General features: G+C 70.4%; 26 protein-coding genes. 15 read left to right on the top strand and 11 right to left on the bottom strand.

What is annotated here, in order from left to right; all coding sequences use genetic code 11:
* Positions 1 to 147: 147 nt before the first annotated feature.
* Both IC605_RS02390 and IC605_RS02385 read right to left on the bottom strand, forming a co-directional pair.
* Positions 148 to 690, bottom strand: a complete 543-nt coding sequence (locus IC605_RS02390; RefSeq protein ID WP_216318357.1) for an MOSC domain-containing protein — start codon at positions 688 to 690, stop codon at positions 148 to 150.
* A gap of 96 nt (positions 691 to 786) precedes the next feature.
* Positions 787 to 1,305: a hypothetical protein gene (locus IC605_RS02385; RefSeq protein WP_216318355.1), complete on the bottom strand. Its 519-nt coding sequence runs from the start codon at positions 1,303 to 1,305 to the stop codon at positions 787 to 789.
* Positions 1,306 to 1,458: 153 nt separating this feature from the next.
* Here IC605_RS02385 and argJ point away from each other — a divergent pair, with 153 nt between their 5' ends.
* The 3 genes from argJ (at position 1,459) to IC605_RS02370 (ending at position 4,631) form a co-directional block, all read left to right on the top strand.
* Positions 1,459 to 2,622, top strand: coding sequence for a bifunctional glutamate N-acetyltransferase/amino-acid acetyltransferase ArgJ (argJ, locus tag IC605_RS02380; RefSeq protein ID WP_216318353.1), 1,164 nt, complete (start codon positions 1,459 to 1,461; stop codon positions 2,620 to 2,622).
* A gap of 427 nt (positions 2,623 to 3,049) precedes the next feature.
* Positions 3,050 to 3,829, top strand: coding sequence for a hypothetical protein (locus IC605_RS02375; RefSeq protein ID WP_216318350.1), 780 nt, complete (start codon positions 3,050 to 3,052; stop codon positions 3,827 to 3,829).
* Positions 3,830 to 3,878: 49 nt separating this feature from the next.
* Entirely contained in the window at positions 3,879 to 4,631 is a 753-nt protein-coding gene (locus IC605_RS02370; protein ID WP_216318349.1) for a TspO/MBR family protein, read from the top strand.
* Positions 4,632 to 4,690: 59 nt separating this feature from the next.
* On the opposite strand, the gene IC605_RS02365 is transcribed toward IC605_RS02370, so the two are convergent.
* Positions 4,691 to 5,776: a peptidylprolyl isomerase gene (locus IC605_RS02365; protein WP_216318347.1), complete on the bottom strand. Its 1,086-nt coding sequence runs from the start codon at positions 5,774 to 5,776 to the stop codon at positions 4,691 to 4,693.
* Positions 5,777 to 5,863: 87 nt separating this feature from the next.
* Here IC605_RS02365 and IC605_RS02360 point away from each other — a divergent pair, with 87 nt between their 5' ends.
* Positions 5,864 to 6,928, top strand: coding sequence for a lipid II:glycine glycyltransferase FemX (locus tag IC605_RS02360; RefSeq protein WP_216318343.1), 1,065 nt, complete (start codon positions 5,864 to 5,866; stop codon positions 6,926 to 6,928).
* Between the two features lie 90 nt (positions 6,929 to 7,018).
* Entirely contained in the window at positions 7,019 to 7,558 is a 540-nt protein-coding gene (locus IC605_RS02355; RefSeq protein WP_216318340.1) for a GrpB family protein, read from the top strand.
* 4 nt (positions 7,559 to 7,562) lie between these two features.
* Here the strand turns inward: IC605_RS02355 and IC605_RS02350 are convergent, their stop codons facing one another.
* From IC605_RS02350 to IC605_RS02340, 3 genes are read right to left on the bottom strand one after another with little or no spacing between them, the layout of a single operon-like run.
* Complete coding sequence (locus IC605_RS02350) at positions 7,563 to 8,831, bottom strand: MFS transporter (RefSeq protein WP_216318337.1); 1,269 nt, start codon at positions 8,829 to 8,831, stop codon at positions 7,563 to 7,565.
* Between the two features lie 44 nt (positions 8,832 to 8,875).
* Positions 8,876 to 9,496, bottom strand: coding sequence for a DedA family protein (locus tag IC605_RS02345; RefSeq protein WP_216318334.1), 621 nt, complete (start codon positions 9,494 to 9,496; stop codon positions 8,876 to 8,878).
* Positions 9,493 to 10,149 (bottom strand): GNAT family N-acetyltransferase, encoded by a 657-nt coding sequence (locus tag IC605_RS02340; protein WP_216318331.1) that lies wholly within the window; start codon positions 10,147 to 10,149, stop codon positions 9,493 to 9,495. The genes IC605_RS02345 and IC605_RS02340 overlap by 4 nt, the downstream gene beginning before the upstream one ends.
* Positions 10,150 to 10,273: 124 nt before the next feature.
* On the opposite strand from IC605_RS02340, the gene IC605_RS02335 reads away from it, so the two are divergent.
* The 6 genes from IC605_RS02335 to IC605_RS02310 all read left to right on the top strand — a co-directional run bounded on the left by IC605_RS02335 (position 10,274) and on the right by IC605_RS02310 (position 16,214).
* Complete coding sequence (locus IC605_RS02335; RefSeq protein ID WP_216318328.1) at positions 10,274 to 11,413, top strand: acyl-CoA dehydrogenase family protein; 1,140 nt, start codon at positions 10,274 to 10,276, stop codon at positions 11,411 to 11,413.
* A 157-nt stretch (positions 11,414 to 11,570) separates the two neighbouring features.
* On the top strand, positions 11,571 to 12,728 hold the full coding sequence (locus IC605_RS02330) for an ABC transporter substrate-binding protein (protein WP_216318325.1): 1,158 nt from the start codon (positions 11,571 to 11,573) through the stop codon (positions 12,726 to 12,728).
* An 82-nt stretch (positions 12,729 to 12,810) separates the two neighbouring features.
* Entirely contained in the window at positions 12,811 to 13,785 is a 975-nt protein-coding gene (locus IC605_RS02325) for a branched-chain amino acid ABC transporter permease (protein ID WP_216318322.1), read from the top strand.
* A 1-nt stretch (position 13,786) separates the two neighbouring features.
* Entirely contained in the window at positions 13,787 to 14,728 is a 942-nt protein-coding gene (locus tag IC605_RS02320) for a branched-chain amino acid ABC transporter permease (RefSeq protein WP_216318319.1), read from the top strand.
* On the top strand, positions 14,725 to 15,504 hold the full coding sequence (locus tag IC605_RS02315; protein WP_216318316.1) for an ABC transporter ATP-binding protein: 780 nt from the start codon (positions 14,725 to 14,727) through the stop codon (positions 15,502 to 15,504). The genes IC605_RS02320 and IC605_RS02315 overlap by 4 nt, the downstream gene beginning before the upstream one ends.
* Positions 15,504 to 16,214 carry an ABC transporter ATP-binding protein gene (locus IC605_RS02310; protein WP_216318313.1) on the top strand — a complete coding sequence of 237 codons (711 nt, stop codon included), beginning with the start codon at positions 15,504 to 15,506 and terminating at the stop codon, positions 16,212 to 16,214. The genes IC605_RS02315 and IC605_RS02310 overlap by 1 nt, the downstream gene beginning before the upstream one ends.
* A 54-nt stretch (positions 16,215 to 16,268) precedes the next feature.
* On the opposite strand, the gene IC605_RS02305 is transcribed toward IC605_RS02310, so the two are convergent.
* The 3 genes from IC605_RS02305 to IC605_RS02295 form a co-directional block, all read right to left on the bottom strand.
* Entirely contained in the window at positions 16,269 to 16,796 is a 528-nt protein-coding gene (locus IC605_RS02305) for a CAP domain-containing protein (RefSeq protein ID WP_216318311.1), read from the bottom strand.
* A 178-nt stretch (positions 16,797 to 16,974) separates the two neighbouring features.
* Positions 16,975 to 17,940, bottom strand: coding sequence for a signal recognition particle-docking protein FtsY (gene ftsY, locus IC605_RS02300; RefSeq protein ID WP_216318308.1), 966 nt, complete (start codon positions 17,938 to 17,940; stop codon positions 16,975 to 16,977).
* A 61-nt stretch (positions 17,941 to 18,001) separates the two neighbouring features.
* Positions 18,002 to 18,271, bottom strand: coding sequence for a glutaredoxin family protein (locus IC605_RS02295; RefSeq protein WP_216318305.1), 270 nt, complete (start codon positions 18,269 to 18,271; stop codon positions 18,002 to 18,004).
* 16 nt (positions 18,272 to 18,287) lie between these two features.
* Here IC605_RS02295 and IC605_RS02290 point away from each other — a divergent pair, with 16 nt between their 5' ends.
* A complete protein-coding gene (locus IC605_RS02290; RefSeq protein WP_216318301.1) occupies positions 18,288 to 18,641 on the top strand; it encodes a hypothetical protein in 354 nt (117 codons plus the stop codon).
* A 61-nt stretch (positions 18,642 to 18,702) separates the two neighbouring features.
* Here the strand turns inward: IC605_RS02290 and IC605_RS02285 are convergent, their stop codons facing one another.
* Positions 18,703 to 20,745: a protein kinase domain-containing protein gene (locus IC605_RS02285; protein WP_216318299.1), complete on the bottom strand. Its 2,043-nt coding sequence runs from the start codon at positions 20,743 to 20,745 to the stop codon at positions 18,703 to 18,705.
* 153 nt (positions 20,746 to 20,898) lie between these two features.
* Here IC605_RS02285 and IC605_RS02280 point away from each other — a divergent pair, with 153 nt between their 5' ends.
* The gene (locus tag IC605_RS02280; protein ID WP_216318296.1) at positions 20,899 to 22,683 is read left to right on the top strand and encodes a hypothetical protein; all 1,785 of its coding nucleotides are present in this window, start codon (positions 20,899 to 20,901) and stop codon (positions 22,681 to 22,683) included.
* 67 nt (positions 22,684 to 22,750) lie between these two features.
* Positions 22,751 to 23,191: a hypothetical protein gene (locus IC605_RS02275; RefSeq protein ID WP_216318293.1), complete on the top strand. Its 441-nt coding sequence runs from the start codon at positions 22,751 to 22,753 to the stop codon at positions 23,189 to 23,191.
* Between the two features lie 102 nt (positions 23,192 to 23,293).
* Here the strand turns inward: IC605_RS02275 and IC605_RS02270 are convergent, their stop codons facing one another.
* Positions 23,294 to 24,295, bottom strand: coding sequence for an NADPH:quinone oxidoreductase family protein (locus IC605_RS02270; protein WP_216318290.1), 1,002 nt, complete (start codon positions 24,293 to 24,295; stop codon positions 23,294 to 23,296).
* A gap of 123 nt (positions 24,296 to 24,418) precedes the next feature.
* Here IC605_RS02270 and IC605_RS02265 point away from each other — a divergent pair, with 123 nt between their 5' ends.
* Positions 24,419 to 26,497, top strand: a complete 2,079-nt coding sequence (locus tag IC605_RS02265) for a 3-hydroxyacyl-CoA dehydrogenase NAD-binding domain-containing protein (protein ID WP_216318288.1) — start codon at positions 24,419 to 24,421, stop codon at positions 26,495 to 26,497.
* Positions 26,498 to 26,500 lie beyond the last annotated feature (3 nt).

The raw sequence follows: 26,500 nt of genomic DNA, 5'->3' as shown, positions 1-26,500 counted from the left end.
TTTTAAACTCAGTCTTCCTACAGTTCCGTCACACGGTGTCCCTGTGAGGGGAAGCGGGGAGCGGGCCCCCGCCCACCCGGCGTCCAACCCGTGGAGCATCCGCCGATGCCGTGCGTGTTTTTCTCCCGAGAGCGGGCGTGCGGCCCGTCAAACCCGGTCGAGGGCCCCGTGGGGTTCGGGCGGCAGCTCCGCGCGGATGGGATCGCCGGGCCGGACCTCGCCCCCCGCCACGACGACGCCCATGACCCCCGCCTTGCGGACGAGGCGGCCCTGCCCGTCGCGGCCCAGCACGGCGGCGAGCAGGCCGGGCTGAAAGGCGTCGAGCTGGGCACAGGGATTTCGCAGCCCGGTGACCTCCACCACCGCCGCCGCGCCGAGGTGCAGCCGCGTTCCCCGGGGCAGGCCGAGGAGGTCCACCCCGCGCGTGGTGATGTTCTCGCCCATCTGTCCGGCCGACACGGAAAAGCCCCGCGCCCGCAACTCGTCGTGCAATTCCGAGTGGATGAGGTGGACCTGCCGGAGGTTGGGCTGCGTGGGGTCGGCGGCCACCCGCGAGCGGTGCTTCACCGTGGTCCCGAGGTGCGCGTCGCCCTCCACGCCCAGCCCGGCCAGCAGGCGGACGCTCTCCCGGTTCGCCTTGCTGAAAGAATGCGTCGCGCTGACGCTGACGGCGGTGACGGTCGCGGTCATGGGGTCATGGTACGGCCGGTCCGACGAGGGACAGCCCAAGGAAGAGGGGGCAGGCGCCCTTCCCGGCCCCACCCCCTCCCGGTCACCGTTCCCGGCTCAGCTCAGGCGGACGCTGTTGACGAGGTTGCGGACGACGGTCTCGTTGCGGCTGTAGTCGCCCGTGTTGGCGGCGATGGTCACGACCAGGGTGCGGCCCTGCACGCTGGTGATCAGGAATTCGCGCCGCACGTCGTCGCCCTGGCCGGGGGTGGTGAAGACGAACTGCGCCCAGGGGGTGCCGCCCACCTGCACCAGCCCCGCGCGCAGGGTCTTGACGTTGGGCACCTGCGCGCGGATCACGGCGGGGAACTGGGTGACGAGGTCGGAGACCTGTGCGGGCGCGAGGCGGCCTTCGCGCCACTCGAAGGCCACCGTGACCTTGCGGTCCTCGGTCATGAACACGGCGTCCGGGCGGCTCGACGCCGTGGGAAAGGCCTTGGCGATTCCCGCGTCGCTCAGGGTCAGGAGGCGGGCGTTGGGTTCCACCGTGACGGGCACGGTGTGGAGTTTGACGGGCGCGGCCAGGGCGCCGGACAGCAGGGCGGCGGCCGCGAGCGAGAACAGGACCTTCTTCATGGAGTCTCACGTTACCCGCCCACCCCCCCGCCTGCCATGAACCCCGCGTGAGGAGCGTGCGAGTCGCCGTCACGCGGCCGTCAGTCTCGGAAGGACCGGGGAGAGGGGAGAGGAGCGCCCGACCTCTGCCCCCGGCCCCGCTACCATGCGTCCATGACGGATTCGGGGTTGGAGTTTCCCCTGGGCTTCCAGGCGGCGGCGATGAGCGCGGGCATCAAGCCCAGCGGCAGGGCGGACCTGAGTTGCGTGGTCAGCGATGAAGACTGTGCCTGGGCCTTTGCGGGCACCCGCAGCACCACGGCGGCGGCCTGCGTGGGGCGCAACCGCGAGCTGTACCGGGAGGGCAGGCCCGTGCGCGCCCTCCTCGTGAACGCCGGGAACGCCAACGCCGCGACCGGGGCGCGGGGCGTGCGCGACAACGCCGACCTGGCCGAGGCGCTCGGCAGCGTGCTGAACGTGGACGCCGACGCCGTGCTCACGGCCAGCACGGGCATCATCGGCCACCCCCTGCCGATGGACCGGGTGCTCGGCGGCGTGGAGCATCTGCCGGAGGAGCTGGCGGCGGGGGCGGACCCCTTCGCGGCGGCGATCATGACGACCGACACGCGGCCTAAGCTGGCGACGGTGACCCTGAGCACGGGTGCGCGCATCGTCGGCACTGCCAAGGGCAGCGGCATGATCCACCCCGACATGGCGACGATGTTCGCCTTCGCCTTCACGGACGCGCGGGTGGAGGAGGGTGTGCTGCGGGAGGCCTTCCCCGCCGTCGTGGCGCGCACCTTCAACGCGGTAACGGTGGACGGCGACACGAGCACGAACGACATGGCCGTGGTGCTGGCGAACGGGCGGGCGGGAGAGGTGGACGCAGGGGAATTCCTGGCCGCCCTCGAAGGCGTGATGCGGGAGCTGGCCCGGATGATCGCCGCCGACGGGGAGGGGGCGACGAAGCTCCTCACCGTCCGGGTGTCGGGCGCCCGCACGGAGGCCGAGGCGCTGACCGCCGCCCGCACCTGCTGCGTGAGCCCCCTGCTCAAGAGCGCCGTCCACGGCAACGATCCCAACTGGGGCCGGGTGATCATGGCGGTGGGCCGCAGCGGCGCGGCGGTGGACATCGAGCGCATGACGGTCATGGTGCAGGGCCACGCCGTCTTCGCGGGCAAGCCCCTGCCCTACGACGACGCGGCGGTCAGCGCGAGTATGCGGGCCGAGGAGGTCGTCTTCGAGGTGAATCTCGGCGCGGGGCAGGCGTCCGGCGAGGCGTGGGGCTGCGACCTGAGCGCCGAGTACGTGAGCATCAACGCGGACTACACGACCTGAGCCGGGCTCAGCCGCCCCGCGCCTTGAGAAACTGGCCGACCCACGGCACCTGTTCGGAGAGGAGGTGCCCGCCCACGGCGGGAAGGGGTGGAAGCGGAGGTCGATGCCGTCCATGTCCCCTGGTCCCACCCCGAAGAGGCGGGCGAGGACGGGGGGCAGGGGGCGGACCACCCGGCGCTGCTTCCGGGCCCTCCTGTTCCAGTCGGAGAGTTCGGCGGTCAGGTCCACCCGGCCCTGCTCGCGGGGGGTGCGCCCGCCGATGGAGAGGTCCCCGTCGTGGACTTGGGCGAGGTGGATGGTCGTCCGCTCGCCCAGCTTCTCAAGAACAGGAGATTGACCGCCTCGGTGAGCTGCCGGGCCACCTCCGCCTTCCTTGAGCCTTTGCTGAGTCGGCCCCCGGTCCGGGTGGGAGGGGGTAGCGTGAGGCATGACCGCCTCCTCCCTTCCGGCCTCGGCGCTGGCCCGCCCGCTCGATTTCGCCTGGCCGTCGAACCGCTACGTGGTGGCGGGCGCGGCGGTGAGCGTTCTCGTCGCCCGCCTCTCCGGCCGCCCCTGGCCCTCGGCGCTCGGCGCGGGCGCGGCGGGCTTCCTGGGCTGGGCGACGGCGCGCGAACTCGATCCCGACCACCCCGGGACGGCGGGCGCCGCGCTGCCCGTGGCGGCCCTCGCGGCGCTGGCGGGGGGGGTGCCCAACCCCCTCGCGGGCCTGTCCGCCCTGAGCGGCCTGCGGGTGCTCGCGGCGACGGTGGGGCAGGCGCCGGTCCCGCTCGACGTGGCGGCGCTCGCCGGGCAGGCGGGCCTGTCGGCGCTGATGGGGGAGCGGGTCGCCGCTCTCGTGCCGGGAGCCGCCCTCGCCCTGTCGTCCACCCGGGCCGACGCCTTCCGGGGCTCGGGGCGGGACGCCGGGCTCGCGGCCGTGGCCGCCCTGCTGCCGGGGGTGCGGCCGGGGCGGGGCGGGGGCACGCTCGCCGACGTGCTGGCCCTCGCCGCACTGGGTCTGGCGGGCGTGCTGGCGAGACCGGAGGCGGTGGAGACGGGGTGCGACCGCGCCCCCGTGCCGGTCCCCGCCGACCGGGTGCGCCTGACCCGGCTCCTCGCGCTGGGGGCCCTCGGTGCGGGGCTGCTCACGCGGGAGACCCGCTCGCTCACGCCGCTCGCCTCGGCAGCGCTGGCGGTAGGGTTCAGGCGGGTCAGGCCGGGCGCCTGACGGGAGGGGTGACCCGCCCGCCTCACCCACGGGCCGCGTAAGCTGGGGCATGACAGGTCTTGCCAGACAACTCACCCTGCTCGCGGCGACCGTCCTCACGCTGGTGATGAACGACCTCAGCAATGCCCTGCCCCTCTTCGGCAACAGCAACGGGGAGATCAGCGACCGATTGCCGAACGCCTTCACGCCCGCCGGGCTGACCTTCTCAATCTGGGGGGTGATCTTCTTGGGGCTGATCGTCTTCGCCGTCTATCAGGCCCTCCCGGCGGGGCGGGGCCCGCGTCTCGACCGCCTCGCCTGGCCTTTTTTGCTGGCGAATCTGCTCAACGTGGGGTGGCTCCTCGCGTTCCAGAGCCTGAATTTCGGGCTCAGCGTGCTCGTCATGCTCGCCCTGCTCGGCAGCCTGATCTGGCTGTACCTGGAGGTCCGTGACCTCGGGCCACTCGGCGCCGAGCCCCTCACGCTCGCCCTGCCCACCAGCCTCTACCTCGCCTGGGTCAGCGTGGCGACCATCGCCAACGTCACGGCTTTTCTCGTCAGCCGGGGCGTGACGGCGGGACTCGCGGGGCTGAGCGGCCCGGCGTGGTCGGCGCTTCTCGTGGTCATCGCCGCGCTGCTGGGCGTGTTCTTCCTCGCGCGGTTCCGTGACTACGCCTTCGGCGCGGTGCTGCTGTGGTCCTTTTACGGCGTGTACGCCGCACGGCCCGAGGTGACCCCGGTCGTCCTCGCCGTGGCGCTCGCCGCCGCCCTCGTGCTGCTCGGGATCGTGCTCGCGGCCCGGCGGCCCCGGCCCGCGCTGTAGGGCGGGAGGACAAAACCGGAGGGGGAGGTCCGCGGCCTCCCCCTCCGGCTGGAGAACAGTTATTTGGCTGATGCGGGCGCGGGCGCGGCGACTACGGACGGCGTGGTCTGGATGCTCAGGCGGGCGATCTGGGCGTCGAGGTACTTCTGGGCGGCGTCGCGGGCGAGCTGCTCGCGGATGGTGGGCGCGACCTCGGCCAGCGGCGCCAGCCCCGCCCCATTCCGCTTGGTCACGAGCAGGACGTGCCAGCCGTACTCGGTCTGCGCGACCTGGGGCTGGTTCAGGGGGCCGCTGAAAGCCGCCTTGTCAAAGGCCTCCACCGTGTCGCCGGGCGCGACGCAGCCGAGGTCGCCGCCTTCGGCCGCGCTGCCGGGGTCCTGGCTCTTTTCCCGCGCGATCTTGGCGAAGTCGCCGCCGCCCTGCACGTCCTTCAGGATGGTCTGGGCCTCGGCCTGGGTCTTGACCAGGATGTGGCTCACGCACGCCTGGGCCGGGCGCGTGAAAGTCGGCTTGTTCAGGTTGTAGAAGCTGGTGACGAGGGCGTCGCCGAACTTGAGGCGGGTTTTGATGCCGTCGAGGTACGCGGAGACGACCGCCTGCCGCTCCAGGTCGGCGCGCAGTTCGGCCTCGTTGTCGTAGCCCGTCGCCACCAGGGCCTCGGCGAACTCGGCGTCGGAGTCAAACCCGGCGCGGGCGGCGGCGATCTGCTCGTCGATCTGGGCGGGGGTGACCTTGGTGCCCTGGCGGGCGAGCTGGTACACCGCGCGGTCGCGGGCGTACTGCTTCAGGAATTCCCCCCGTGCCTCGGCGAACTCGGGCAGGATGTCGGGCGTGAAGGGCACCCCCTGCGAGTTCAGTACCCGCGCCACCGCCACCCGGAAGGCCCGCTCGTAATCCGCCAGCGTGAATCGCTCGCCCCCCACCACCGCGACGACCGCCTGCGCGTTGGCGGCGGGGGCGGCGGTGGTCCGGGCCGGGGTGGTCTGGGCAGGCGTGGTCTGGGCTGGCGCTGTCTGGGTCGGCGTGGTTTGGGCTGGCGTCGTCCGTGCGGGAGCCGGGGTCGTCTGCGCGGGCGCCGGGGTGGGGGTCTGGGCCAGGGCCGCACCGCCGAGCAGCAGGGCGAGCGTCAGGATGCTTTGTTTCATCCGCCCACTCTAGCGTCCCCCGCCCCCCGGCGCTGAGGCCGGGGGGAAGCCGGGCCGCCCGTGCGTCCCCTGCTACAATCCCCCCCGATGCGCCTGACCCTGGTAGAAACCACCGATGCCCGCGTCTACGACGACGCGGTGCGCTCGCTTCCCCTGACCTCCGCCCTGCAAGGCTGGGGCTACGGGGAGGCGCGGCGGGTGCTCGGTCAGGTGCCCGTGCGGTACCTGATGCAGCACAGCGGGCGGACGGTCGGCGCCGTGCAACTCCTGCGCAAGCGGCTGGTGCCCGGGCTCAGCACCCTCTACGCCCCGCGCGGCCCGGCGCTGGAATCGCTCGACCTCCTGCCCGCCTTCGCCGAGGCGGTGCGGAGGGTGGCCCGGCCTACCGACGCGCTCCTGAAGGTCGAGCCCCCCTCGCCCGTCCCCGCCGACGACTCCGTGCCCGTCCCGGAAACGTTCGGGCCGCTGCGCCGCGCCGAGTCCGAGCAGCCCGAACACACCATCCTCGCCGACCTCACCCGCTCCGAGGACGAGTTGTTTTCCAGCCTGCACTCGATGGCCCGCCGCAACGTCCGCGCCGCCCAGAAGCTCGGCGTGGTCGCGGGCCGTGACGACGACTTCGGGGCCTTCTGGGACATCTTCACGGCGACGAACGAGCGGGCCAAGCTCGGCGCCTTCCCCCGCGCCTACTACGAGACCATGCTGCGTGAGGGGCGCGCGCACGGCGGCGAGGCCTACCTCGTCCTGTCCCGCTACGAGGGAAAGGCGCTTGCCGGGGGCTTTTTCCTGGCGATGGGGACGGGCACGTATTATCTCTTCGGCGGCAGTGTGCGCGACGACCGCACGCACCCGGACGGCACGCCCTACAAGGATGCCAAGGCGCCCGACGCCTTCTACTGGAACGCGATGCTGGACGCCAAGCGGCGGGGCTACACCCTCTTCGACTTCTGGGGCATTCCCCGCAGGCTGGACGAGGACAAGCATTCCTTCGGCGTCTTCAAGATGAAGCTCAAGTTCTCCGAGCACCGCGTCTGGTATCCCGCCTACGACCTGAACCTCAACGTCGCCGCCCCCGCCATCGTGAAGGCGCTGCGCTGGCGCAAGACGCAGAACAATCTCAGGAAGCGGGGGAGTGCGGAGGACGTGTTGTAGTTGTAATCCGCCACTTCCTTTTCCGTTCAGAGCGGATTTTTCAGAACAGATGCTGTTGCTGGACCAAAAGCATGAGCCTACACTGACGTTATGACACTCGGACTCAAGCGGGGGATCGTCGAGCTGCGCCCTTCGTCGGAGAACTATCCCACCTTTTTTGAAGAAGAACGCGCCAGGGTGCAGCAAGCTCTCGGTTTCCTTGTCCTCGATATTCAACATGTGGGAAGCACGAGTGTTCCGGGTCTTGCAGGCAAACCTATCCTTGACCTCGCTGTGGCTGTGCAAAATGCAGCCCAAATGGATGCTTGCGTCCGTTCCCTACAACAACTCGGATATACGTCCTTCGGTGATAGGGAAGGCTGGGGAGAGTATTTCTTCGCTAAGGGTACGGACGACGCACGCACACATTACGTGCATCTCCTGCCTCTCAACCACCGGAAATGGAGTGAATACCTGATTTTTCGTGATGTGTTACGACAGCGCCCTGACCTACGCGACGAGTACCAGCAAATGAAAACGGTGCTTACTCAGCAGCACTCGGGAAGCCGTACAGAGTACACAGCCCGAAAAGGGTTATTTGTGCAGCGCGTTCTTGCCGATTTTGGTTCCCTCCTGCCTCGCTCAAAGTGACCAGTTACCGGGTCGCCTGGACCCGCCGCCCCGGCGCCGTCACCCCCAGCGCCAGCACCGCCGCCGCGCCCGCCAGAACCGCCGCCGCGATCATCGCCGCGCTGTAGCTGCCCAGGGCGTCCCGGCTGACCCCGCCCAGCCACGAGGCCAGCGCCGCGCCGACCTGATGCGAGCAGAAAATCCAGCCGTAGACGGTGCCCACGTTCGCCCGCCCGAAGGTGTCGGCGGTCAGGGCGATGGTGGGCGGCACGGTGGCGATGTAATCCAGACCGAAGAGCACCGCGAAGAGGGTCAGGCTGTAGCCCGGCGGCACGAAGGGCAGCAGCGCGAGGCTGACCCCCCGGAAGGCGTAGTACAGCCCCAGCAAGAAGCGCGGGTCCACCCGGTCGGTGAAGTACCCGCTGGCGAGCGTGCCCACGAAGTTGAAGGCTCCCATCACCGCCAGCATCCCGGCGGCGAAGCCCGGCGTGAGCCCCATGTCCCCGCAGTACGCGATGAAGTGCGTGCCGATGATCCCGTTGCTCGTCGCCCCGCAGACGAAGAAGGTGGCCGCCAGCAGCCAGAAGTCGCGGTGCCGCACGGCCCGTCCCATCACCCGGGGGTCGGGCTGGGGAGCGGCCTGGGTCGGGGCGCCCGCCGTCACCGGGTCGCCGTCCGGCCTCAGCCCCACCTGGGCCGGGCTGTCGCGCAGCAACCACCACACCAGGGGGGTGAGGCCGAGCGCCACCGCCGCGATGATCCAGGTGCCCCCCGTCCAGCCCACCGACTGCGCCCAGCCCGTGAGCAGGGGGATGAACAGCAGTTGCCCCGCGCTCGTCGCCGCGCCGAAGATGCCCGTCACCAGCCCGCGCTGCCTCACGAACCAGCGGGTCGCCACGGTGGCGCCGAGCACACTGCCGACCAGCCCCGTCCCCAGACCGCTCAGAAGCCCCCAGGTCAGGTGCAGCCCCAGGGCCGAGCGCGAGAGGGTCGTCAGGCCGAAGCTCAGCGCGACCAGCCCGAGGCCCACGGTGGCGACCCGGCGCGGCCCGAAGCGGTCCATCAGGCGGCCCGAGAGAGGAGCGGCGAGCCCGAACACCAGGAGCCCCAGGCTGACCGAGAGCGACAGCGTGGAGCGGCTCAGGCCCAGCGACTCCTCCATCGGCAGCAGGAACACGCCGGGCGCGGAGCGGGCCCCCGCCGAGATCAGCAGCGCGAGGACCGTCACCCCCACCACGACCCAGCCGTAAAAGAGCCCCTGCGTGCGTGGACGGGGGGAAGTCGGCTCGCTCATCGCCCGATCATAAACCCTTCGTGAAGATGCGGGGGACGTGCGGTCTAAGCCGGCGGGCCTCCGGTCTGCCTCTCCCCCCGGTTCCTGAGGTGCCGCGCCCCCCACCACAGCGCCACCCCGAGCGCGGCGAGAAGCAGGATGGGCGTCAGGTCCGCCTCTGCCCGCCGGAAGTACGCCAGCGCGGCCTCCCCGGATTTCCACAGGAGGTATTGCCAGATGCCGACGTGCAGCACGGCGCCGACGAGCGCCCAGAGGGTGAAGGGGGCGGCGGGCACCCCGAGCGCGCGGGCGGTCCAGGTGACGGGCGTTCGCAGCGACCCGATGCTGCGGCTGATCACGATCAGGAGCGGCCCGGCGTGGGCGGTCAGGTGCCGGACCCGGGGAGTCTCGACCCGGCTGCGCCAGCGTGCGGGGAGCCGCGCCAGAATCCAGCCCCCCAGCGTGTACCCGGCGAGGCTCCCCAGGAAGTTGCCCAGCGCCCCCCACAGCACCGCCTCCGGGTAGCTCGTCCGCCCCGCGCTGATCAGGGCCGCCTGCGCGAGCATGGGCAGGATGCCCGGAATGAAGGGCACCCCCGCCCCCTCCACGAACATCAGGCCCAGGGTCGCCGCGTTCAGCCACGCCGGGTCGAGCGCGGTGAGCCAGCCGGGGACCTCGGGGTTCACGCCCGCCCCCGCGTGAGGTCGAGGGCCAGCGTGACCCCCTCCTCCGCCTGCCCCGTCCAGGGGGTCCACAGGGCGGTGCGCCGGGCCGCCCAGACCCGGAAGCCGCGTCGCTCGTAGAGGTGCACGGCGGCGGCGTTGCGGCGGGTCGTGGAGAGCTGCACGCCGGGCACCCCCCGCGCCCTCAACTCGCAGAGGTAGGCGTCCAGCAGCGCCCCGCCCGCCCCCAGCCCCCGCGCCGACGCGAGCAGGTTCAGGTGCAGGTGGGCGGGATAGAGGTCGGCGGGCGGATGCGGCACCCCGTAGACGGCCGAACGCAGCAGGTAGCGCAGCGAAGGCACGGCCCCCGGCAACCGCCCCGTCACCAGCCGCCCGAGCAGCCCCGGCCCCTGCGCGGCGAGGGCGCGTGAGTAACGGCGCGGGTCCACGCTCCCCAGGATGTACCCCACGACCTCCCCCCCCCGCTCGGCCACAAAGCCGAGGCCGCCCCCGTCCGGCGTGAGGTACGGCGCGACCCACAGGGCGGCGAACAGGGGGCGCGAGGGGAAAAAGCGCGCCGCACTCTCCCCGAAGTAGGCCGTCTCGTAGGCGACGTGGGCGAGCGTGTCCCGGTCGGCGGGCCTCACGGGGCGCAGGGTGAGGGCGGGGGCGGACATGGCCCAGCCTACGTGTCCGGCGCGTCCGGGCGGGCGCGTGGTAAATTGAACCCAGTCCAGAGATTCCCATTCCGCCGGGGCGAGGGTTCCCGCCCGTCGCCCCGGGCCGCGCCAAGGAGCCCCCATGATCGACTTCACCCTGACCGACGAGCAGAAGCAGCTTCAGCAACTCGCCCGCGACTTCGCCCGCCGCGAGATCATCCCCGTCGCCGCCGAGTACGACCAGAAGGAAGAGCTGCCCTGGCCGGTGGTCGAAAAGGCCTTCGAGGTCGGGCTCCTGAACGCCTCCATCCCCGAGCACGCGGGCGGTCTGGGGCTGGGCATGGTGGACGAGTGCCTGATCGGCGAGGAACTCGCCTACGGCTGCATGGGCATCTATACGGTGATGATGGCCTCCGAACTCGGCATCACGCCCATCCTCGTCGGCGGCACCGAGGAGCAGCAGCGGCGCTTCCTGGGCCCCCTGACCGAGAAACCTTCCTTGGCCGCCTTCGCCCTCTCCGAGCCCAACAACGGCTCGGACGCCGCCGGGATGCATACCACCGCCGTCCTCGACGGGGACGAGTGGGTCATCAACGGCACGAAGATGTGGATCAGCAACGGCGGGGTGGCCGAGATCACCGTCGTCTTCGCCACCACCGACCGCCAGGGGGGGCATAAGGCCACCGTCGCGCTCGTGGTGCCCAAGGACGCGCCCGGCTTCTCGTGGAACAAGATCAAGCACAAGATGGGCCAGCGGGCCTCGCTGACCTCCGAACTCGTCTTCGAGAACGTGCGGGTGCCGAGGGAAAACCAGCTCGGCGGCCTGGGCGACGGCTTCAAGATCGCCATGAAGACGCTTGACAAGACCCGTGTCCCGGTCGCGGCGGGGTCGGTCGGCATCGCCCGGCGGGCCCTCGACGAGAGCGTGAAGTACGCCAAGGAGCGTCAGGCGTTCGGCAAGCCCATCTCCGACTTCCAGGCGATCCAGTTCAAGCTCGCCGAGATGGCGATGGGCGTCGAGACGGGGCGGCTGATGTACCAGAAGGCCGCGTGGCTGGTGGATCAGGGCCTCCCGCACGGCTACGAGTCCGCCATCGCCAAGGCGTACTGCTCGGACATGGCCTTCGACGCGGCGAACGAGTCGATTCAGGTCCACGGCGGGTACGGCTACGTCGGCGAGTACCCGGTCGAGAAGCTGCTGCGCGACGTGAAGCTCAACCAGATCTACGAGGGCACGAACGAGATTCAGCGCGTGGTGATCAGCCGCAACCTCCTCAAGTAAGCGCTTCGACGGGAAAAACAGGGGCAGGCCGAACGGTCTGCCTCCTTCCTTTTCCGGCTTGACTTCCCCCTTGCCTCACCGGATAGTGAGCGCACCCTAAATCCGGCTTCACGGGCGCACCACCTTACCGAAGAGCGATTGCCCAGGAGGAACCCCTATGAAACGAATGGCCTTGACTGTCACCTTCACCCTGCTGGCCGCCGCCCAGGCCCAGAGGGTCGCCACGCCCGTGCCCATCGGCGTCGCCGTCGCCCAGACGAGCAACACGGCGCTCCTCGGGCAGGAGCAGGTGATCGGGGCGCGCTTCGCCGAGAAGTTCCTCAACGCGCGGGGCGGCATAGGCGGCACGCCGATCAAGCTCGTCTTTCAGGACGCGGCGGGCGACGAGAACAGCGCGATCAACGCCTTCCAGAACCTGATCACCAAGGAAAACGTCGTCGGGATCGTGGGGCCCACCCTGTCGCAGCAGGCCTTCGCCGCCGACCCCATCGCCGAGCGGGCCAAAGTCCCCGTGCTCGGCCCGAGCAACACCGCCAAGGGCATCCCGCAGATCGGGCAGTTCATCGCGCGGGTGTCGGCCCCCGTCGCGGTGGTCGCGCCGAACGCGATCAAGCAGGCCCTCAGGCTCGACCCCAAGATCAAGAAGGTCGCCGTCCTGTACGCGCAAAACGACGCCTTCTCGACTTCCGAGACGGGCACCTTCCAGGACACCGCCAAGGCGCAGGGCCTGAACGTCGCCACCGTGCAGAAGTTCCAGACGACCGACACCGACTTCACCACCCAGGTGACGGCGGTCCTGAACGCGGGCGTGGACCTCGTGATCGTCTCGGGTCTCGCGGCGGACGGCGGCAACCTCGTCAAGCAGCTCCGGCAACTGGGCTACAAGGGATCGATCATCGGCGGCAACGGCCTGAACACCTCCAACATCTTCCCGGTCTGCCAGCAGTACTGCGACGGCATCATCATCGCGCAGGCGTACAGCCCGGCCCAGCCCAGCGCGGCCAACCAGGTCTTCGTGAAGGAATACCGCGCCCAGTACAAGAAGGACCCGCCCCAGTTCGCCGCCCAGGCGTACGCGGGCGTGCAGGTCATGGTCGAGGCCCTCAAGGCCATCGACCGCAAGAAGAAGCTGGGCACCTGGAACCTGAACGACCTGCGCGCGGAGCTGAACAAGCAGATTCTCGCCGGGAAGTACAACACGCCCCTGGGAGAGCTGCGTTTCGACAAGGACGGCGAGATCATCCAAAAGGACTTCTACGTCGCCCAGATCAAGATGAAGGACGCGAAGACGGGCTCGTTCGTGTTCCTGAAGTAAGCCGTCAGCGGTCAGCCGTCAGCCGTCAGCAAGAACAGAGCTGATCGCTGACGGCTGAGGGCTGAAAGCCCCCGGAGACCCCATGGAAGCAAGCCAACTCCTCCAGAACCTCCTCAACGGCCTCGCCATCGGCAGCGTGTACGCGATCTTCGCGCTGGGGTACACGCTCGTCTTCTCGATCCTGGGCATCATCAACTTCGCGCACGGGGCGGTGTTCACGCTGGGCGCGTACTTCACCTACACGCTGGTCGTCGGGCAGTTCGAGAACAACGGCTTGCTCAAGGGCGTGAACCTCTTCCCGCAGGGCTCGCCGCTCTCGGGGAACCCGTGGGCTTTCGCGCTCGCCACCCTGGTCGGGGCGGTGATCGCGGGGTTCGTCGCCGTGCTCATCGAGCGGCTGGCGTTCCGGCCCATGCGGGCGAGGGGTGCCGACCCGCTGCTCGCGCTGGTGAGCAGCCTGGGGGTGGCGCTCGTCATCGTGAACCTGATCCAGCTCCTCGTGGGGGCCGAAATCTACAACTTCCCGTCGGACGCCTACGGGGAGGTGCGGCCCGCGCTCAGTTTCCAGATTGGGGACCGTGTGGTCATCGTCCGCACGGTGCAGATCATCATCTTCGCTGTCAGTCTGGCGATGCTGGCGGTGCTGGGCTACGTGATCGGGCGGACGAAGGTGGGCAAGGCGTTGCGGGCGGTGGCGGAGAGTCCCGGCACGGCGAGCCTGCTCGGCATCAGCGTGGACCGCTTCATCCTGATCACGTTCTTCCTGTCGGGCTTCCTCGGGGGGCTGGCGGGGACCCTCGTCGGCACGGCGTTCGGGGTGGCCGGGCCGTACTTCGGGGTGACGTACGGGCTCAAGGGTCTGGCCGTCATCGTGCTCGGCGGGCTGGGGAGCATCCCGGGCGCGGTCGTCGGCGGCCTCGTGATCGGGCTGGCGGAGGCGTTCGTGCCCGCCGACTACAGCGCGTACAAGGACGCGGTGGCCTTCGCGCTCCTCTTCGTCATTCTCCTCGTGCGACCGCAGGGTCTCTTGGGCCGCACGCAGATTCAGAAGGTCTGACATGGGAGATTTTCTCGCCCAGTACGGCTTCCTGATCGTCACGATGGTGCAGGCGGGCCTGCTGGGCCTGAGCCTGTATTTCCCGCTCCAGGCCGGGCAGCTCAGCCTCGCCAGCCCCGGCTTCTACGCGGTGGGGGGGTACGTCGCCGCCATCTTGCTCACCAATCCGGCCTTTGCGGGACTGCGTGAGTCGCTGGGCAACGGGATGTTCCCGCTCACCTGGCTCGCGGCGGCGCTGATCTGCGGGCTGCTCGGCCTTGTCGTGGGCATCCCCGCCCTGCGGCTGCGCGGTATCTACCTCGCCCTGGCGACCATCGCCTTCGTCGAAATCCTGCGCGTGGTGAGCCTGAACCTGGGCGTCACGGGCGGGGCCATCGGCATCTTCGGCATCCCGCAGGCGTTCGGCTTTCAGGACCGCTGGCAGTACATCTTCCTCTTCGGGCCGCTGCTGATCCTCATCCTGCTCTTCGCGTGGCAGCTCGAACGCTCGCGGGTGGGCCGGGCCTTCCGCGCCATCCGCGAGGACGAACTCGCCGCCGACGCGATGGGCGTGCCGCCGACGCGCTACAAGGTCCTCGCCTTCGTGATCGGCGCGGTGCTGGCCGGGATCGTCGGGGCGATGAGTGCCCCCTTCCTGAACACCTGGAACGCCAAGCAGGGTACCTTCGACGCCTCCATCGCCATCCTCGCCTTCGTGCTGATCGGCGGGTCGCGCAACATCTGGGGCCCGGTGGTGGGCGGTGCCCTCCTCACCGCCGTGCCCGAGCTGCTGCGCTTCCTGGCCGACTGGCGGCTGGTCATCAACGGGCTGGTTCTGGTCGTGGCGAGCCTGTACCTGCCGCAGGGCATCGTGGGGGCTCTGCAAGGCGTACGGCGCCCACCGCCTCCCCGCCGCCCGCCTTCCGTCCCCGTCGTGGTGGAGGCGAAGGGAGGCACGCCTTGACCGCCACGCTGACCGAACGAAAGACCGTGCTGGAGGCGCGCGGCCTGACCCGGCGCTTCGGCGGCCTCGTCGCGGTGAACGACGTGAGTTTCGACGTGGCCGAGGGCGAAATCTTCGGTCTGATCGGCCCCAACGGGGCGGGGAAGACGACCCTCTTCAACCTGATGACAGGCCTGACGCCGCCGAGCGCGGGCACGCTCACCTACCGGGGACAGCGGGTGACCGGCCTCGCCCCGCACCGCATCGCCGCCTTGGGGATGAGCCGCACCTTCCAGAACATCCGGCTCTTCCGGGCCCTCACCGCGCTGGAAAACGTAAAGATCGCCCAGCATGTCCGCACGAACGCGGGGCTGTGGGCGGGCGTCTTCGGCACGGCCCGATCCGAGGAGGCACGGGTGGAGGAACGGGCCTGGGCCCTCCTCGACCTCGTGGGCCTCGCCGACCGGGCGGGGGAGCGGGCGGGGAACTTCAGCTACGGGGACCAGCGCCGCCTGGAGATCGCCCGCGCCCTCGCCACCGAGCCGCGCGTGCTGCTCCTCGACGAACCGGCGGCGGGCATGAATACCAGCGAGAAGGGCGGGTTGACCGCCTTCATCCGGCAGGTGCGCGACCGCTTCGACCTCACCGTCCTCGTGATCGAGCACCACGTTCCCCTGGTGATGAACCTCTGCGACCGGGTGGCGGTGCTCAACTTCGGGCAACTGATCGCCATCGGCGATCCGGCGGCGGTGCAGCGCGACCCGAGGGTGATCGAGGCGTACCTGGGGGGCGAGTGATGGCGCTGCTGCAAATCGAGAACTTGAGCGTGAATTACGGCGGCGTCCAGGCGGTGCGCGGCCTGAGCCTGCATGTCGATGAGGGCGAGGTCGTCACCCTGATCGGCGCGAACGGGGCGGGGAAGACGACCACCCTGCGCGCCGTGTCCCGCCTTGTGCGCCCGCGCGAGGGCCGCATTCTGTTCGAGGGCCGCGACATCACCCGCCTGCCCCCCGACGAGGCGGTGCGGCTGGGCATCGCGCAGAGCCCGGAAGGAAGGCAGGTCCTCGCCCGGCAGAGCGTGGAGGACAACCTGGAGCTGGGGGCCTACACGCGGCGGAACGCGGCGGAGGTGAGGGCGGACATACGGCAGATGTACGAGCGGTTTCCCCGGCTGGGCGAGCGGCGGGGCCAACTCGCCGGGACGCTCTCGGGCGGCGAACAGCAGATGCTCGCCATCGCCCGCGCGCTGATGAGCCGCCCCCGCCTGCTCCTCCTCGACGAGCCCTCGCTGGGACTGGCGCCCCTGATCGTCCGCGAAATCTTCGCCATCATCCGCAGCCTGAACGAGTCAGGGACGACCATCCTCCTCGTCGAGCAGAACGCGCGGCTGGCGATGGGGCAGAGTCACCGGACCTATGTGCTCGACGCCGGGCAACTCACCTTGCAGGGGGACAGCTCGCAGCTCGTGAACGACGAGCGGGTGCTGCACGCCTACCTGGGGGGATAGGTCGTGGAGGACGAGGGGAGAGGCGCCGTCCTGTGCCGCTTCCCTCCCTCCTGCTCAGCGCGTGCCGAAGTCCTGCACCCAGTAGGTGCCCTCACGGCTGCCGGGGCGGTCCACGTAGCCGACGCCGAGTTCCCTGAAATTCGGGTCCATCAGCGTCTTGCAGTGGCTTTCACTGGCTAACCAGGCTGCCATGACGTGCTCACCGTCGTACCCGGCGGCGATGTTCTCGCCCACGAATCGCCAGCCCGTGTATCCGGCGGCCTCGGCGCGGTCCTCGACCTCCTGTCCTTCGGGGCTCTGGTGATCGAAATACCCACGGGTCGCCATGTCGTCGGCGTGGGCGCGGGCCGCCTTTGCCAGAGAGCCGTTCCAGGTGACGGGTGTGGTCGCGGCGAAACGCCGGGCGCCGCACATCTGGGGCTGGGCGCGGACCTCATTCACCTGCTGGAGGATCAGGGCCTCCTCGGGGCTCTGGGTCGGATGACCGGCGTCGCTGGTCCCGGAGGTGCCGGGCGTGCCCGTTCCGCCACAGGCCGTGAGGGTGAGGGAAGCGAGGAGCAGGAGGATCAGGGGAGTACGCATGGGAGGTCCTTTCGCCGTCCCGGAGGAGAGAAGGCGGCCTTGGAATGGCCCAGCCTAGAAGGCCTGCCCTTGCGTCCCCGTCACAGGCGAGGTTCCTAAAGCCCGGCCCTGAGCGCGGCCACTGGAAAGCCCCTCGTCAACGGAAGAAGGCGGCCACCCATGCGCCGCCTCCCCGGGCTCAGCCCTGCGTTTCCTTCGGAATGTCCACGTCGAACAGCGCCTGCACGAACTCGCGGCTGTCGAAGGGTTGCAAGTCGTCCTTGCCCTCGCCCACCCCGATGAACTTGATGGGCACCCCCAGTTCCCGCACGATGGGGATCAGGATGCCGCCCTTGGCCGTGCCGTCGAGCTTGGTGACGATCACGCCGGTCAAGGGCGTCGCCTCGTGGAACTTCTTGGCCTGCTGGAGGCCGTTCTGGCCGGTCACGGCGTCGAGGACCAGCCACACCTCGGCGGGCTCGCCGGGGTCGGCCTTGTCGATCACGCGCCGGACCTTTTTCAGCTCCTCCATCAGGTTGTGCTTGGTATGAAGCCGCCCCGCCGTGTCCACAAAGAGGAGGTCCACGCCCCGCGCCACCCGCGCGCTCGCCGCGTCGAAGGCCACGGCGGCGGGGTCGCCCCCCTCGGGGCCCTGGACGACGGGCACGCCCAGCCGCTCGCCCCACACGCCGAGCTGTGCGCCCGCCGCCGCGCGGAAGGTGTCCCCGGCGGCGAACATCACGCCCCGGCCCCGGCTGCGGTAGTACTGGCCGAGCTTGGCGATGGTGGTCGTCTTGCCCACCCCGTTCACGCCGATCACCATGACGACGTGCCCCGCCGGATCGACGGTGGCGCGCCGGGCGCTCGGCGCGAAGCCGAACTTGCGGAACTGCGCCCGTTTCGCGTCGGGCTCCAGTTGCAGGGTCAGGGCCTCCATCAGGGCCTCTTGCAGATTCGGCTTGTCGCTCGCACGCACGTCGGCGATGATCTCCTCGGTGGCGGCGCGGCCCACGTCGGCGGCGATCAGGGCGTATTCGAGGTCCTCGATGGAGTCGAGGCGGTTCGTGAACGAGTCACGGAGGTCCTGGCCGATGAACCCGGCCGTGTCACTGATCTGCTTGCGGGTCTTGCTCAGCCCGTCCCGCAGGCGTTCTAGCCAACTCATACCCCCACCATAGCGCCCGCGGGGACTTCGGCGGGCGCACGGGGTCGCAAAGCGGGGCCACTCAGCCGCCCGGGGTGCCCGCCCGCGCCTCCCGCAGCAGTTGCACCTTGAGATTGCTCAGGCGCCCCCGACCCAGCACGCCCTTGAGCAGCACGCGCTCCCCCAGCGCCAGCACGGGCACGTCGTGGCCGTACCAGGCCTCCAGCTCCGCGTTCCCGCTCACGTCCACGGGCGTGTAACGGTAGGCGAGGGCCTGGAGTCCCGCCTCCGCCTGCTCGCACAGGTGGCAGCCCGCCCGGGTGTAGAGGGTGAGGGTGGGAAGGTCACTCATGGGGGGAGTCTAGGGCGTGCAGGCCAAAGGGTGCTGCGGTTCTAAAGTGCGTGATGACATGCACCTGTACAGCCTTTTGGATTACCAACCCAACCAAGATTCAAATGCAGGACTCTCGTACCTGGGGAGAATTTACCTAGAAGACCACGTGGCCTGCAGAGCATTTTTTGAAATCGCCCAGCGTGAGGGTTGCGATCTTCATCCGTTCGAGGATGTCCGCCTAACTTCAGGACAAGTGCGGCAGTTGGTCGCCATTTTTCGAAGAATGGAGGGGGAAGCCGCTCCTGAGTCTGATGCATGGCAACGAATCATGAAGGTCCTGACTTTAGCCATAGAGGCAAAAACAGGCGTTCTGAGTTTCTGCGATTGAGGGCTCTGGCACCAAAGGTGGTGGCTCCGGGTGTTCGCCTCTTTCCCTTGGCCTACGTGTCCTAAGCCGGAACCGGCGTGGGCCGGGGCAGCAGCGTCAACGCCTGCACAGGCGCGTACATGTCGTGGGAGGCGAGGAGGTCTCCGGCGGCGCTGTAGGCTCGCAGCACCTGACCGCCCCGGCGCACGGCGAACACCTGTCCCTCGGAGCCGATCTGAAGCAGCCACGGCGCCCCCTCCGGCTCCCCGACAAGCGGTTCGAGGGCGAAGGACGCGCCGGGCTTGCCGCCGGGCTCGATGCGGCGCACCCGGCGGGCCACCCCGTCCACGATATACACGGCGCCGGAGCCGTCCACGCCCAGGCCCTCCAGCTCACGCAGGGCGTCACTCTCCCGGTCGAGGCGGAAGGCGTAGCGGCTGAGGTACTCGCCCTGTGGGGAAAATCTCTGCACCTCGCGGTTGCCGTGGTCGAGGACGTACACCTCCCCGTTCGGCGCGGCGGCGATGGCGCGCGGGCCCTCGAAACGGCCCAGGCCCCGCCCGCGCCCGCCGAATCTCCGCACGAAACGTCCGTGCGTGTCGTAGACGACGACATGGTGCGCCTCCGCGTCGAGGACGTAGACGTGCCCCCGCGCCACGGCGAGGCCGACGGGTTGCAGGAGCTCGCCCTCGCCCAGCCCGTAGGGGCCGAAAGAGGAAACCTCGCGGCCGTCGGGGGCGAAGCGGCGGATCAGGGTGCCCGCCTTGCCCTGGCGGAAGTCGAGCAGGGCGGCGTAGAGGAAACCCTCCGGGTCGGCGGCCAGGGCGTTCGGCGCCCCCGGCAGTCCCCCCTCGCCCCCCGTGTCGCGCAGGCTCAGGCGCAGCCGACCTCCCAGGTCGAGGAGCCGCAGAGTGCCGCGCTTTTCCACCACGCCCAGGGCCAGGGCCAGGGGGTCGGTGAAGGTCTCGTCCTCCAGCACCCCGGCGCCCAAGCGGGCGATCACCTCGTCGAGGGTGGGGCGGGCGTCGGGGTCTTTTTCGATCATGTGCAAGATCAGGTCGGCGAGCTTGCCGGGCACCTCCAGCCGCACCTGCTTGGGCGGCTTGGGCGTCTCGAACACCTGCTGGTGCACCACCGCCTCGTAACTGCCCTTGAAGGCGGGTTGCCCGGTCGCCATCTCGTAGGCGAGCAGCCCCAGCGAGTACACGTCGCTGCGGGCGTCCACCCGGTTGCCCTTGGCCTGCTCGGGGGCCATGTACACCGGCGTCCCCACCCGCGTGCCCGTCATGGTGAGCCGCGTGAGCACCTTGCCGACCGCGATGCCGAAGTCCATCAGCTTGACGCCGCCCTCGCGCAGCTTGCCCTCCACGAAGGCGTGCCTGAGCACCATCACGTTCGCGGGCTTGATGTCGCGGTGGACCACATTATGCCCGTGGATGTGCCGCAGCGCGTCGGCGAGGGCGCATAGGACCTGGGTGCATTCCGCGAAACTCAGCGGGCGGCGGTCGAGCAACGCCTCCAGGCTCTCGCCGTCGAGGAACTCCATGGCGATGTAGTGCTCGGGGGCCTCCATCCGGTAGTCGTACACCCGCACGACGCCGGGGTGGCTGAATCTCTTGAGCACCTCGGCCTCGCGGTAAAAGCGTTTGACGAAGCGCGCGTCGGCGAGGTACTTCTCCTGCGGCACCTTGAGGGCCACGACCCGACCGTCGAGCCGCCGCCGGGCCCGGTACACGCTGCCCATGCCGCCGATGCCCACCCGGTCGAGCACCTCGTAGTCCTGAAAGTTCAGGTCGGGCACGGTGGGGAGCGGGCGGGGCGGGGGGGACGCCGTGCGCCTGACCCCGGTGGGAAAGAGGGTGCGCGGGCCGCCCGGCAGGCGCAGGCCCCCCCCCGGCACGGCCACCCGGCCCAGCCGGAAGGCGGCGCTCCCCGCCACGACCGCCGCGGCGACGAGGACCCCCTGTGCCCGGCCGAGCCCGCCCCCGCCGAGGGCCAGCGAACCCAGGAGCGTCGCCAGCCCGAGCGCGAGGGCGGCCACGGCGAGGCTGAGGGTGCGCTCGCCCGAACGAATACAGATCAGGAGGCCCACCACGAAGAGGGCGCCGAGCAGCAGCACGTTCACGGGCGGTCCCCGCAGGGAGGTGGGCAGGCGGCGGGAGGAACGCGCATGGCTACCTTCCTTTATACCGGACCCCCCTGTCTGGACGCTTACAGACTCCCTCGGCGGGGGGGAAGGGGGGCGTGAGCGGGCCGGGCCCCTTCCTATACTGACCCGGTGACCTCCTGGGCGTACTGGGCCGAACTCGTCGAGTTGTACGAATACCGGGTCGCCGACGTTCTGGCGGGCCGGGTGCCGCGCGGGGGCCGACGAGCCCTCTCCGAACTGCGCGACCTCCTCCTCGGGGCCGGGCTGGAGCCCGCCCTCCAGCGCCGCCTGCTGGAGAGTGACCGGCGGTACCGGACCAGACGGGGCGAGGACGGGCCCGCCGCAGTTCGGCCAGAAGGGCGACCCGGTGGACCCCCCGCCCCTGCCTGGTCCGCGCCCGCCGCCGGGGACTCGCCCGAGACCCGCGCGTGGGAGGAACTGCGGCGCCTCGCGTGGCACGCGGACCTGCGCGTGCGGGCGGCCGGGCGGACCCGCCCCCTGTGGGGCGAGCCCGGGCGCCTGGGCCTGCGGGTGCTGTACGCGGCCCTGGAAAACGCTGAGCGCGCCGCGCGGGGGGTGGCCGAGCCGCTGGTGGTTCCCGCCGAGCACGACCCCCTGGTGTCCCTGCACGACCCCGAGGTGGCGCGGGGGCTTGCCGGGGCCCTCGCCGACGCGCTCCTGACCCCGGCGGGGCGGGCACGGGTGCAGGCCGCCCTCTGGGCCGTTCACGACGCCCCCTTTCCCCGGCATCCCGACGAGGACCTGCTCGCGGCGCGCATCGAGGCCGCCGAACGCGAGCCCCTGGCCCCCGGGGCGCGGGCGGCCCTTGCCCAGGCGCTGCGGGCGGCGCACCCGGCCGTGCGTGACCCGCGCGAGCGCCCCGCCATCCGCGCGGCGGCCCGGGGACTGCTGACCCTGCTCGCCGAGCTGCTGGAAGACGCCCCGGCCCCGGCCCTCGGGGCGTTGCCCGCCCGCAGCGTCTTGTACGCCGCCCACGCGGCCGCCGCGCTCCCCGCCCCCGACGACCGGGCGGACGACCTCGCCGTTCACCTCGCGGGCGGGCGTGAGGCACGCTGGCGGGGCCTGCACCTGCGCTGGCAGCCGGTCGGTCCGCACTGGCAGTTCCAGGCCGGGGGAGAACTCGCCCTGCTGCAACCCCACCTGCCCCCCACCGAGCGGGCCTGGACGCTGCCGACCCCCCAGGGTCCCCTGAGCGTGTCCCTGAGCGGCGATTACGCCTTGCTGCGCTTGGGCACCGGGGACGGCGTGGACCCCGGCCACCTCGCGGCGCGGGCGCGGGCGGTGGCGCGGCTGCTCGACCCGGGGGGGCAGCACGCGAACTTGCGGCTCGCCCGGGCGGCGGCGCAACACCTGCGGGGGGGGCAGGTGGACGCCGCCACCCTCGGTCCCCGCAGCGCGGAGCGGTACGCGGGCGCCTCCCAGGAGACCCTGCTCACCCTGGCCCGGAAGGGGGTAGACGCCCTGATCTCGCGCCTGGCCCGGCTCACGCCCGTCGAGGCGGAGGCCGCGCTGCGAGACTGCGCCGCCGCCCTCGGCCTGTCCGCGCAGCGCGCCCTCGCCCTGCACGACGTTCTCCACGCGGCGACCTTCACGCCCGAGCCGCTGCCCGCGCCGTCCTCCGCCCCCAGCCTGGACGTGCCGGGGAGCGGCGCCTTCGTCAGCGTCCGCCTGGGGAAGAGCCCGGTCACGCTCCAGGTTCGCAACCGGGGCCTGAGCGTCTCCCGGGACGCGGGTGGGAGCGCGGTCGCCGCCCTGCCCGGACAGCCTGCCCTGCCCCTGCACGACCTGCTCGTCCTGCCCCTGCCGGGGGCACAGGTGCTCCTCGTCCGGCAGGGGTCGTGGGTGGCCGCCGCCGTGGAGCCGCTGGGTACTCCCGGCGAAGCCGTGCCCTGAAGGCCTCTCCTTGTGCCAGGGGGAGGGGAGGGCACCTGCCCCCGGCCCTTCCCCTTACCCTACCGGCATGGCGACCCTGTACCTGATTTTGCTCACCCTGCACAACCTCACGCGGTGGCTCGTCCTGATCGCGGGCGTCTGGGCCCTGTTCGTCAGCGTGCGCGGGGTGGGGGGCGCGCGGGCCTTCACCCCCGCCGACCGCCGCCCGGTCGCCCTCTTCGCGGGGAGCGTGCACCTTCAGGTCGTGCTCGGGTTGCTCCTCTTCGGGCTCCTGGGGGCCACGGCGGGCCGTGCCTTCTCGGACGCCCCGCGCGCCAGCTTCCAGTGGGAGCACCTCGGCCTGGGACTCGTCGCCGCCGTCTTCGCTACCCTCGCCAGCGCCCTGAGCAAACGGGCCCAGAGCAACCAGGCCAAGTTCCGCGTTGCCGCCCTGTGGTCGGGGCTCGCGCTCGTGGTGATTCTGGCGGGCATTCCGTGGTGGCGGCCCCTGGTGCGGCTGTTCGCGTAGAGAGCGGTCAGCCGTCAGCTTTCAGCCATCAGCGAAGAAACGACGCCCCGGCTTGTGCTGGGGCGTCCCTTTTGCTGACCGCTGACGGCTGAAAGCTTACCCCTACCTTCCCGGCTCGATGATCACCTTCCCGGTCGTCTTGCGGTCAAGAAGGTCTTGAAAGGCGCGGGCGCTCTCGGCGAGCGGGTAGGTCGGCCCCACCTGCGGGGTGACGCGGCCACTCCCCACCAGCGACGTGAGGGCCTGCGCGGCTCCCCGGGTCGCCTCCCGGTCGCCCATCAGGGAGGTCAGCCACAGCCCCGTGACGGTGAGGTTGCGCTTCATCAGCTCGACCGGGCGCATGTTCGCCTGCTCGCGGCTCGCGTTCCCGATCACGATGATGCGGCCCCGGTTCGCCGCCATGTCGAGGCTTTCCTGAAAGCGTGTGCCGCCCACGACCTCCAGGATCAGCGGCACGCCCTGGCCGCCCGCCGCCTCGCGCACCTTCTGCACCCGCTCCGGGTCGTCCTGAAGCAGCGTCACGTCGGCGCCCAGGTCGCGGGCGATCCCCAGCTTCTCCTCCGTACTCGCCATCGCCACGACGTTCATGCCCAGCGCCTTCGCCAGTTGGATGCTCGCCGTGCCCAGCGCCCCCGCCGCCGCCTGCACGAGGACCCACTCGCCCTCCTGCCCGTGCCCCAGCGTCTTCAGGCCGTGGTAGGCGGTGAAGTACGAGACCGGGAAAGCGGCGGCGTGCGCGGCGGTGAAATGCTCCGGCACCGGGATCAGCGCGGCGGCAGGGGAGACGGCGTACTCGGCCAGGCCCCCGCGTCCCCCCAGGCTGGCGACTTTCTGGCCGACCTGCACGCCCGTTACGCCCTCCCCCAGCGCGTCCACAGTTCCCGCGAACTCCATGCCCGGCGTGTACGGCACCCGCGTGCGGGTCAGGTATTCCCCGGCCACCGCCAGCACGTCCGCGAAGTTGATGCCGACGGCCTCCACCTTCAGCCGCACCTCTCCGGGGCCGGGCTCGGGGAGGTGTACCTCCCGTATCTCCAGCACGTCGGGGGGCCCCAGTTGCTCGACGACGATGGCGCGCATGGTGCCTTGCTCACTTTGAGTCATGGAGAGAGGATACTCGCGTTGTTCCTGTCAGGGTGAACGTCAACGTTCAACATGAACGCGGGCGTATTTGACCCGTCCCCCTGACCCGTGAAAAGCTGGGGCCCTCACCCAAGGAGGACCGCTATGAGCATCGTCGATCAGGCCCGTCAGGGGGACGTTCTCGTCCTGACCATCAACAACCCGCCCGTCAACGCCTTTTCGCCCGGCGTGCCCGAGGGCCTCCACGCGGGCCTCGACGCCGCGCTGGCCGAGGAGGGCGTGCGCGCGGTCGTCATCATCGGCGGTGGGCGCACCTTCATCGCGGGGGCGGACATCAAAACGTTTGACATGCCCCGCGAGCAGGCCCCCGACCTGCGCGGCTTCATCTCCCGGCTCGACAGCTTCGAGAAGCCGACCGTCGCCGCCATCCACGGCACGGCCCTCGGCGGTGGGCTGGAAGTGGCCCTCGCCTGCAACTACCGGGTAGCCGTCAAGGAAGCCCAGATGGGTCTGCCCGAGGTCAAACTCGGCGTCCTGCCTGGTGCGGGCGGCACCCAGCGTCTGCCCCGCGTCGTCGGCGTCCAGAAGGCGCTGGAGATGATGCTCTCGGGCAACCCGATCAAGGCGACCGAGGCGAAGGAACTCGGGCTGGTGGACGAGATCGTGGAAGGGGACCTGCTGGCGGGGGCCGTCGCTTTCGCCGAGGCTCATGCCAACATCCGCCCCCTCCCCCGGGTCAGCGAGCGCACCGTGACGGACGCCAGCCCCGAGGTGTTCGCCGCCGCGCGCGAGGGCATCAAGAAGACGCACCGCGGCCAGCTCTCGCCGGGCTACATCGTGGACCTCGCCGAGATGGCGGCCACCCAGCCCTTCGCGGTGGGTTGGGACGCCGAGGCCCGCCTCTTCATGGACGCCAAGGACAGCCCCCAGTCGCGCGGCCTGCGCCACATCTTCTTCGCCGAGCGGGAGAGCGCCAAGATTCCCGGCCTGAGCAAGGACACGCCCACCACTGACATCAAGAAGGCGGGCATCATCGGCGCGGGCACGATGGGCGGCGGCATCGCCATGAACTTCCTGAACGTGGGCATCCCCGTCACCATCGTGGAGACCTCGCAGGAAGCCCTCGACCGGGGCCTCTCGGTCATCCGCCGCAACTACGAGAACTCGGCGAAGAAGGGCCGCATGACGATGGAGGACGTGGAGAAGCGTATGGGCCTCCTGACGCCTTCGCTCGACATGCAGGACCTGGGGGACGCCGACATCATCATCGAGGCCGTGTTCGAGAACATGGACGTGAAGAAGGACATCTTCACCAGGCTCGACGCTCTTGCCAAGCCCGGCGCCATCCTCGCCACGAACACCAGCACTCTCGACGTGAACGAGATCGCCAGCGTGACGAAGCGGCCCGAGAGCGTTATCGGCCTGCACTTCTTCAGCCCGGCGAACGTGATGCGGCTCCTCGAAATCGTGCGGGCGGACAAGACGAGCGATTCCGTCCTCGCCACCAGCATGGCCCTCGCCAAACGGATCAAGAAGGTGGGCGTCGTGGTCGGCGTGTGCGACGGCTTCGTGGGCAACCGCATGATCCACCGCTACGGCGACGAGGCGCGCAAACTCGTGGAGGAAGGCGCCCGCCCCGAGGACGCCGACGCCGCCATGCACGCCCTCGGCCTGCCGATGGGTCCTTTCGAGATGAGCGACATGGCCGGCCTGGATGTGGGCTACCTCATCCGCCAGCACCAGGCGAAAGTGCGCGGCGAACCCAAACCCGACGGCTGGCTCGACCGCATTGTGGAGACCGGGCGCAAGGGCCAGAAGACGGGCGGCGGCATCTACGACTACGACGAGAACCGCAGGCCAAAGCCGAACGCCGAGATGCAGCGGCTCATCGAGGACTACCGCGCCGAGAAGAGCCTGACACCGCGCGAGATCAACCAGGAGGAGGCCACCAAACGCCTCGTCTACAGCCTTGTCAACGAGGGCGCCCAGATTCTCGACGAGGGCATCGCCGGGCGCGCGGGTGACATCGACGTGATCTACATCTACGGCTACGGCTTCCCCGCCTACCGCGGCGGCCCTATGCAGTACGCCGACGAGATGGGCTTGGGGAACGTGGTCGCCGACCTGGAGCAGTACGGCCAGACGCCCGCGCCGCTGCTGAGGAGGCTGGCGGACGAGGGCCAGACGTTCGCGGGGTACGACCGGGAGAGGGCGGGCGCCTGACCG

Origin of the sequence: Deinococcus aestuarii, from assembly GCF_018863415.1 — a bacterium.
GTDB classification, from domain to species: Bacteria; Deinococcota; Deinococci; order Deinococcales; family Deinococcaceae; genus Deinococcus; species Deinococcus aestuarii.
Note: the sequence above shows the minus strand (reverse complement) of the source record. Positions and strands in the feature narration are given on the sequence as shown.

Coding starts and splice junctions, on each gene's coding strand:
- IC605_RS02265 (WP_216318288.1), top strand. CDS start 24,419: ATGAGCATCGTCGATCAGGCCCGTCAGGGGGACGTTCTCGTCCTGACC.
- IC605_RS02375 (WP_216318350.1), top strand. CDS start 3,050: ATGACCGCCTCCTCCCTTCCGGCCTCGGCGCTGGCCCGCCCGCTCGAT.
- IC605_RS02270 (WP_216318290.1), bottom strand. CDS start 24,295: ATGACTCAAAGTGAGCAAGGCACCATGCGCGCCATCGTCGTCGAGCAA.
- IC605_RS02350 (WP_216318337.1), bottom strand. CDS start 8,831: ATGAGCGAGCCGACTTCCCCCCGTCCACGCACGCAGGGGCTCTTTTAC.
- IC605_RS02340 (WP_216318331.1), bottom strand. CDS start 10,149: ATGTCCGCCCCCGCCCTCACCCTGCGCCCCGTGAGGCCCGCCGACCGG.
- IC605_RS02335 (WP_216318328.1), top strand. CDS start 10,274: ATGATCGACTTCACCCTGACCGACGAGCAGAAGCAGCTTCAGCAACTC.
- IC605_RS02275 (WP_216318293.1), top strand. CDS start 22,751: ATGGCGACCCTGTACCTGATTTTGCTCACCCTGCACAACCTCACGCGG.
- ftsY (WP_216318308.1), bottom strand. CDS start 17,940: ATGAGTTGGCTAGAACGCCTGCGGGACGGGCTGAGCAAGACCCGCAAG.
- IC605_RS02365 (WP_216318347.1), bottom strand. CDS start 5,776: ATGAAACAAAGCATCCTGACGCTCGCCCTGCTGCTCGGCGGTGCGGCC.
- IC605_RS02370 (WP_216318349.1), top strand. CDS start 3,879: ATGACAGGTCTTGCCAGACAACTCACCCTGCTCGCGGCGACCGTCCTC.
- IC605_RS02360 (WP_216318343.1), top strand. CDS start 5,864: ATGCGCCTGACCCTGGTAGAAACCACCGATGCCCGCGTCTACGACGAC.
- IC605_RS02330 (WP_216318325.1), top strand. CDS start 11,571: ATGAAACGAATGGCCTTGACTGTCACCTTCACCCTGCTGGCCGCCGCC.
- IC605_RS02305 (WP_216318311.1), bottom strand. CDS start 16,796: ATGCGTACTCCCCTGATCCTCCTGCTCCTCGCTTCCCTCACCCTCACG.
- argJ (WP_216318353.1), top strand. CDS start 1,459: ATGACGGATTCGGGGTTGGAGTTTCCCCTGGGCTTCCAGGCGGCGGCG.
- IC605_RS02385 (WP_216318355.1), bottom strand. CDS start 1,305: ATGAAGAAGGTCCTGTTCTCGCTCGCGGCCGCCGCCCTGCTGTCCGGC.
- IC605_RS02355 (WP_216318340.1), top strand. CDS start 7,019: ATGACACTCGGACTCAAGCGGGGGATCGTCGAGCTGCGCCCTTCGTCG.
- IC605_RS02325 (WP_216318322.1), top strand. CDS start 12,811: ATGGAAGCAAGCCAACTCCTCCAGAACCTCCTCAACGGCCTCGCCATC.
- IC605_RS02390 (WP_216318357.1), bottom strand. CDS start 690: ATGACCGCGACCGTCACCGCCGTCAGCGTCAGCGCGACGCATTCTTTC.
- IC605_RS02295 (WP_216318305.1), bottom strand. CDS start 18,271: ATGAGTGACCTTCCCACCCTCACCCTCTACACCCGGGCGGGCTGCCAC.
- IC605_RS02320 (WP_216318319.1), top strand. CDS start 13,787: ATGGGAGATTTTCTCGCCCAGTACGGCTTCCTGATCGTCACGATGGTG.
- IC605_RS02310 (WP_216318313.1), top strand. CDS start 15,504: ATGGCGCTGCTGCAAATCGAGAACTTGAGCGTGAATTACGGCGGCGTC.